The organism is Propionivibrio pelophilus DSM 12018 (assembly GCF_059569095.1).
On the sequence record NZ_JCANUT010000125.1, the window covers coordinates 1 to 2183 of the forward strand.

At 60.1% G+C, this 2183-nt stretch carries 3 protein-coding genes; 1 reads left to right on the plus strand and 2 read right to left on the minus strand.

Annotation, left to right across the window (positions count from 1 at the left end; translation table 11 throughout):
• Window positions 1–16: 16 nt before the first annotated feature.
• Window positions 17–874: a transketolase gene (locus tag BO74_RS20910; protein WP_496445305.1), complete on the minus strand. Its 858-nt coding sequence runs from the start codon at window positions 872–874 to the stop codon at window positions 17–19.
• Between the two features lie 188 nt (window positions 875–1062).
• On the opposite strand from BO74_RS20910, the gene gcvA reads away from it, so the two are divergent.
• Complete coding sequence (gene gcvA, locus BO74_RS20915; RefSeq protein ID WP_496445307.1) at window positions 1063–1977, plus strand: transcriptional regulator GcvA; 915 nt, start codon at window positions 1063–1065, stop codon at window positions 1975–1977.
• Window positions 1978–2002: 25 nt separating this feature from the next.
• Here gcvA and BO74_RS20920 read toward each other — a convergent pair.
• Window positions 2003–2183, minus strand: a 181-nt coding sequence (locus tag BO74_RS20920) for a hypothetical protein (protein ID WP_496445309.1), incomplete at its 5' end; no start/stop codon positions are given.

The window sequence follows — 2183 nt, forward strand, 5'->3', positions numbered from 1 at the left end:
TTGGCGGCGGCGAAGTTCATGCTTGTGCTCCTTGCAGTTCGGCCATGGCTTGTTTGTATTGCTCGTCGTTCGGCGCTTTGCCGTGCCAGTCGAGCGAGTTTTCCATGAAGCTGACGCCCTTGCCCTTGACGGTGTAGGCGAGGACGACGGTGGGCTTGCCGTTGCGGGCGTGCTTGGCCTTGGTAAGGGTAGTGAGAACATCCGCCATGTCGTGACCGTTCATCGTCATCACGTCGAAACCGAAGGCACGGAATTTGGCGTCGATCGGTTCGATGGGGAGGACTTCGTCGAGGGTGCCGTCGAGCTGGAGGTTGTTGACGTCGACGATGGCGACGAGGTTGTCGAGCTTATACTTGGCGGCAGCCAGCGAGCTTTCCCAGACAACGCCTTCGTTGAGTTCGCCGTCGCCGAGGACGGTGAACACCTTGTAGTCTTTTTTCTTCAGCAGTTTGCCTTCCATGGCGATGCCGACGGCCTGGGCATAGCCGAGGCCGAGGGAGCCGGAAGAGGCATCGAGTCCCGGGAGATAGGTGGCGATCGGGTGGCCTTGCAGGCGGCTGTCGTTCTTGCGCAGGGTCTTGAGCTCTTCAACGGGGAAGAAGCCGCGCATGGCAAGGGCGGAGTACCAGATGGGGCAGACGTGGCCCTTGGAGAGAACAAAGCGGTCGCGGTCATCCCACTTGGGGTTGGCCGGGTCGATGTTCATCAGGTCGAAGTACAGGGCGGTGACGAAGTCGGCCGCCGACAGCGATCCTCCGATGTGCCCGGACTGGGCGGTGTACACCATGTCAACAACGTTGATGCGCATGGTGTTGGCTAGTTTCTTGAGCCGATCGACGCGTGCGTCGAACGTCAGGCCCGCGGTCTCTTCCATTCTGCGACTCCTTGTGATGTGAATTCGTTTGTCTGTCCCGGAAAGGAAGATCGTCTTCCCATCCCCTCACCGGCTCCGTCTTTTTTTTCTTCCCGGTCAGCGAGTGATGCGAAGACTACGCCCTTGATTTTTGGCGGACAAACGAATAATTATGTGAGAAAGTTGAATTCATTTCACACGAGGTCGCCATGTCAAACCGGGTTTCCCTGAAGGCCGTACAAGCGTTCGAGGCCGCCGCGCGCCTCTCGTCGTTCTCGCTGGCGGGCGAGGAATTGTTCGTCACCCCTTCGGCGATAAGCCACCAGGTCAAGTTTCTCGAAGAGCAATTCGGCGTGCAGCTCTTTCACCGGGTGCATCGCGCTGTCATCCTCACCGATGCCGGGCGGCGCTATGCAGAGGAGATATCGGCGGCCTTCGCACGTATCGACACCGCGACGCGTGATCTGGGCCGGGCGACGAAGAGCGACATCCTGACGATCCATTCGACGCCGAGCTTCGCCACTCAATGGCTGATGCCGCGACTGGCGCGGTTCAGCGCCAGCAACCCGGACATCGACGTCCGGCTGAATGCCTCCAAGGATCCGGTCGACCTGATCGCCGGCGCCGTCGACGTGGATATCCGCTACGGTGCGAAGAACATCCTGCCACCGGGAGTCATCGCCGTTCCGTTCCCGTCGGAGCTGATCGTTCCACTCTGTTCTCCGGCGCTCGCCAACGGCCCGCATCCGATCCGGACGCCGGCGGATCTCGTGCATCATCCGCTGATCCACAGCGAAGTCTGCCTGGTAAGCTGGCTTGACTGGGCGCGCCAGCACGCCGAGGTGAAGCTCGACCTCAAGCGCGGCTTGCGCTTCGACCGCTCGTTCATGGCGCTCAGCGCGGCGGCGGATGGCCTCGGGGTTTGCCTGGACAGCCTGATGCTGGCGGAGCGTGAACTGGAAACCGGCCGCCTCATTGCTCCGTTCGGCCTCGACGGCCTGGAAGTCAGCGGCTATTCGTTCAACACGCTGAAATCAAGCGCGGACCTGCCGAAGGTCCGCAACTTTCATGACTGGCTGTTCGCGGAGTTGCAGAACACGCCGGTTCACGACACGACGGACTGATGAGGCCGTGTGTTGTAAGGATTCGTCATTCCGGCGAACGCCGGAATCCAGAAAACTCAACGAACTGGACCCCGGCCTTCGCCGGGGTGACGCACGGATCAAACACAAGCCTTATAGATTCGGCCCGAATAACGCTTGAATTTCGGGTTATTGTCCCGACATGGGAATGATGGAAACGACAGAAAAAGAAGTTCAAACGCTGGAGC